Source organism: Massilia sp. P2_C2, assembly GCF_056404615.1.
Genome location: NZ_JBFUDR010000444.1, coordinates 1 through 3,725, shown reverse-complemented (window position 1 = coordinate 3,725; position 3,725 = coordinate 1). Strand labels below are relative to the sequence as shown.

3 protein-coding genes and 1 pseudogene are annotated in these 3,725 nt (G+C 67.7%); 3 read left to right on the top strand and 1 reads right to left on the bottom strand.

Annotated elements, in window-relative coordinates; all coding sequences use genetic code 11:
- Together AC1DYX_RS29045 and recJ are read left to right on the top strand one after the other, a co-directional pair.
- On the top strand, positions 1-866 hold an 866-nt coding region (locus AC1DYX_RS29045; protein ID WP_477265370.1), incomplete at its 5' end, for a hypothetical protein.
- Positions 867-910: 44 nt separating this feature from the next.
- Positions 911-2,560: a single-stranded-DNA-specific exonuclease RecJ gene (gene recJ, locus AC1DYX_RS29040; RefSeq protein ID WP_477265372.1), complete on the top strand. Its 1,650-nt coding sequence runs from the start codon at positions 911-913 to the stop codon at positions 2,558-2,560.
- A gap of 265 nt (positions 2,561-2,825) precedes the next feature.
- On the opposite strand, the gene AC1DYX_RS29035 is transcribed toward recJ, so the two are convergent.
- A complete protein-coding gene (locus AC1DYX_RS29035) occupies positions 2,826-3,290 on the bottom strand; it encodes a YybH family protein (RefSeq protein WP_477265368.1) in 465 nt (154 codons plus the stop codon).
- A gap of 138 nt (positions 3,291-3,428) precedes the next feature.
- On the opposite strand from AC1DYX_RS29035, the pseudogene AC1DYX_RS29030 reads away from it, so the two are divergent.
- Positions 3,429-3,725, top strand: a pseudogene (locus AC1DYX_RS29030) (hypothetical protein); the annotation flags it as partial.

The following is a 3,725-nucleotide window of genomic DNA, read 5'->3' as shown; positions in this document are numbered from 1 at the left end:
ACCTCGTACCCGGTGTGGCAGCCAGCGCCATGCGCGGCATCGGGCTCGATCCGGGTGACGGCATGTGGTTCGTCGTCAACCCGACGCACATCCAGATCGCGCGCACGCACCTGCAGATGGGCGACACGCGCCAGCTCGACCTGCGCGAAGCCGAGGCCAGAGCCCTGTTCGACAGCGCCCGGCCCTGCTTCGAGGAAGCCGGCCACGCGCTGGCGTGGGGCACGCACGACACGTGGTTCATGCGCGCCGACGACTGGACCGACATCGCGACGGCCAGCCCGGACGCGGCCGTGAACATGAACCTGACGGACTGGATGCCGTCCGGCCCGCAGGCACGCGCGTTCCGCAAGCTGCAGAACGACGTGCAGGTGACGTGGTTCACGGATCCGGCCAACGCGGCGCGCGAGGCGCGCGGCCAGTTGCCGATCAATTCCTTCTGGCCGTGGGGGAATGCCAGCATGGCCACGGAACGCGGCCAGCAACTGGTCGCGAAGGCGGCCGGCAAGGCGGACACCCGGCCGCGCGTGGCCGCGTTCGAAGCCCCCGGCTGGCTGACGGCGCTGGCCGAGCGCCGGCTCGACAACCTGTCCGGCCTGGACGCCCTGCTGGCCGAAGGCGGCGACTGGCTGCTCGCCTGCGGCAATGTGGCGGCCGCCGGTATCGCGGCCGACTGGCACGGCTGGCTGCAGCAGATGCAGCGGTTGGAAGCCGGGCTGTTCGCGCCGCTGCTCGCGCTGCTCACCAAAGGCCGCATCAAGGAGGTGAGCCTCGTGCTCAGCCACCGCGACGGCCACCTCGAGACCACGACGACCCCGCTGGCGCAACGTAAATTCTGGCGCCGCCCGACCCTGGAACGACTGCTTTGAAGACCCGCATCACCATCCGCCCCTGCCCCGTAAGACTATCCGAAATGCTGCGCCAGAGCGGGATCCACCCCGTCCTCGCGCGCGTGTACGCCGCGCGCGGCCTTGCCGACCCGCGCGAACTCGCCGTCGAGCTGCAAGCGTTGGTGCCGCCCGGCGCGCTGCGCCAGATCGACGCGGCGGCGACCTATCTCGCCGACGCCATCGCGGCCGGCAAGAAGATGACCATCGTGGCCGACTACGACTGCGACGGCGCCACCGCCTGCGCCACTGCGCTGCGCGGCCTTACCGCCATGGGCGCGCGCGTGGACTATATCGTGCCCAACCGCTTCGAGTACGGCTACGGCCTGACGCCGGAGATCGTCGAGCTGACGGCACGCGAAAAGGCGCCGGACATCATCATCACGGTGGACAACGGCATCGCCAGCATCGACGGCGTGGAGGCGGCGCGGCGGCGCGGCATCGACGTTGTCGTCACCGACCACCACCTGCCGGGCGAGTTCCTGCCGGACGCGCGCGTGATCGTGAATCCGAACCAGCCCGAATGCGGCTTCCCCAGCAAGCACCTGGCCGGCGTCGGCGTCGTGTTCTACGTGCTGCTGGCGCTGCGTGCGGAGCTGCGCCGGCGCGGCGTGTTCGACGCGCAGACGCAGCCCAAGCTCGACAACCTGCTCGACCTCGTCGCGCTGGGCACCGTGGCGGACGTGGTGAAACTCGACACCAACAACCGCATCCTCGTCGCGCAGGGCCTGAAGCGCATGCGCGCGGGCCGCATGCATGCAGGGGTCGCCGCGCTGTTCCGCGTGGCGGGACGCGAGGCGCGCTGTGCGTCGCCGTTCGACCTCGGCTTCGCCCTCGGCCCCCGCCTGAACGCGGCGGGCCGGCTGGAAGACATGTCGCTCGGGATCGAATGCCTGATCACGGACGACGAGGGCCGCGCCTGGGCCATCGCCCAGCAGCTCAACGAGATCAACCTGAAGCGGCGCGAGATCGAGGCCGACATGCAGGGCACGGCCCTGCTGCACCTGGACGATTTCAATCCGGCGGACGCCAGCACGATCGCCGTGTTCGACGACGGCTGGCACCAGGGCGTGATCGGTATCGTCGCGTCGCGCCTGAAGGAAAAATTCTACCGCCCGACGATCACGTTCGCGCCCGCGGGCGAAGGCTGGATCAAGGGGTCCGGGCGTTCGATCCCGGGCTTCCACCTGCGCGATGCACTCGACCTCGTGTCGAAGAAGGTGCCCGGCCTGATCGACAAGTTCGGCGGCCACGCGATGGCGGCGGGCCTGACGATCCGCGCCGGCCATTTCGACGCGTTCGCGCAGGCCTTCGAGGCCGTCGGCCGCGCCTGGCTGACGGCAGCGCAGCTGGAGCGGATCGTCGAAACGGACGGTCCGCTGGAAGACGATTTCTACAGCACGCAATTCATCGAGCTGCTGGACGGCCAGGTCTGGGGCCAGGGCTTCGCGCCGCCCGTGTTCTGCGACGAATTCCGCGTGGTGAGCCAGCGTATCCTGAAAGACCGCCACCTGAAGCTCCTGCTGGAACGCAACGGGCGGCGCTATGACGCCATCTGGTTCGGGCATACCGACGCGCTGGGCGACAAGGCGCGCGTGGCGTTCCGGCTCGACGCCAACGAATACAACGGCGTCACGAAAGTCCAGCTGCTGGTCGAGCACGCCGAGCCGGCCTGATCCAGTAGGGTGGGCACCCCTGTGCCCACGCGGACGTTTGCGGTTGGCCGGCGTTCGCGTGGGCACGGGGTGCCCACCCTACCAATTCGCGTAGGCTCTCAGCGCGTGTAGATCGGCGCCTGCATCACGGCACCCATGCCCGTACCCAGGTGGTAGCTCGGGTGCGGCGGCTGGTTTAGCCGGCGTTCTGGGCCGCCACCTGCGCGCGATATTGCGGATCGTGCATCAGCAGTCACAATGTTGAGCGCAGCAGACGGTAGCAGGGTTACTTCGCCGGCTTGGCCTCGCACTGGCACGGCTGCTCGCCGCGGTCGAACACGATCTTCCAGCGGCCCGGCGCTTCCAGCCGCCAGATGGAATTGAACCGGCCGACGCGCTTGCCGCCGGCATCGTAGACGGGCCCGCCGCTGTAGGCCAGCGTACCGGACTCCACCACTTCCACCTGCTCCGGCTCCCACGAAAATGGCGCACGCTCGCCTTCGTAGTATTTACGCCACGCGTTCGCGACGTTTTCCCGGCCGCGCAGCGGCGTCGGACCGGAAAAGAAGATGGCCTCGTCGGCCAGGAAGGACGTGAACGCGGCATGGTCGCGCGCCTTCATCGTCGCCGCGAAGGCGCGTTCGGTGTCGGCCACCTGCTTCTTCAACTCGTCGTTCGACGGCCGCGCCGCACTCGCCACCGCCAGCATCAGCATGCTGATGCCCATGACCACAATCGACAGTAGACGCATGGCGCCTCCTTTCTCGTCGTTTGCAAGGATGAGGATTTGATAAGTTTTGCATTCTGGCACGACATAAAGCTTTGTACAAGACGCTTGCAATAGGTCCGGAAGCGGAGTATATATGATCCATAACCGGAGGAATCTTTCATGAGCTTCGCTTACGCCTACCCCAAGAGCCGGTTCGAGCCGGCGGTACTCGTCGACCTGTCCGCGCGTTCCGAACGCGAGCGCTTGTCCGAATCTGCCCTGAAGGGTTTCTTCCGCCTGGCCGGCGCATGGCAGATCCGGGACGAGGATGCGCGCGAACTGCTCGGCGGGCTGTCGTCGTCCTCATTTTACGAGTGGAAGAAGCACCCCGCACGTGTGCTGGTGCGCGCGAACTGCTCGGCGGGCTGTCGTCGTCCTCATTTTACGAGTGGAAGAAGCACCCCGCACGTGTGCTGG

Excerpts from the sequence above, each read along its gene's own strand:
- AC1DYX_RS29035 (WP_477265368.1), bottom strand. The coding sequence starts at position 3,290 with ATGCGTCTACTGTCGATTGTGGTCATGGGCATCAGCATGCTGATGCTG.
- recJ (WP_477265372.1), top strand. The coding sequence starts at position 911 with ATGCTGCGCCAGAGCGGGATCCACCCCGTCCTCGCGCGCGTGTACGCC.